The sequence below is a fragment of the uncultured Muriicola sp. genome (assembly GCF_947258935.1).
Classification (GTDB): Bacteria; Bacteroidota; Bacteroidia; order Flavobacteriales; family Flavobacteriaceae; genus Muriicola.
The window spans coordinates 38644-39246 of sequence record NZ_CAMYKH010000029.1 but is presented as its reverse complement, the minus strand read 5'-3'; the positions used below and the strand labels follow the sequence as shown (position 1 = coordinate 39246).

Below are 603 nucleotides of genomic sequence, written 5' to 3'. Positions count from 1 at the left end.
AGACCCGGGACCACAAGGAATACAAGGACCTGTTGGACCTGCTGGTGCAGATGGCGCTGACGGAAATGACGGAGCTGATGGAACCAATGGTTTAGATGGTGCACAAGGCCCACAAGGAGATCCGGGACCACAAGGACCTGCTGGTGCAGATGGTGCTCAGGGACCTCAAGGACCTGCCGGACCACAAGGTCCAGCTGGAAACGATGGCGCTGACGGAACAAATGGTATAGATGGAGCTCAGGGACCTCAGGGAATACCAGGTAACGATGGTGCTGATGGCTTAGACGGTGCTCAGGGACCTCAAGGACCTGCCGGACCTCAGGGGCCGCAAGGGATACAAGGAATTCAGGGAATTCCGGGAGATCCTGCTACCGATGACCAAACCCTGGCAACAAACAACAGTGCTGGTAACATTAGCATAACAGGAGGTAACTCTATTACGCTTAATGTTAACGATGCCGATGCCAATCCATCCAACGAGATCCAAACACTATCCAATGCGGGCAGAGATCTTACTATTTCCGGGACAGGAGGCAATACCGTAACCTTACCTGTGCTTGTTAATCTGGCTACCGATGATCTTACTCAGGATGCTGAAACCAG

At 52.9% G+C, this 603-nt stretch carries 1 pseudogene; it reads left to right on the top strand.

The window, feature by feature from the left end:
* Nucleotides 1-603 (top strand): annotated as a pseudogene (locus Q0X72_RS07095) (hypothetical protein); the annotation flags it as partial.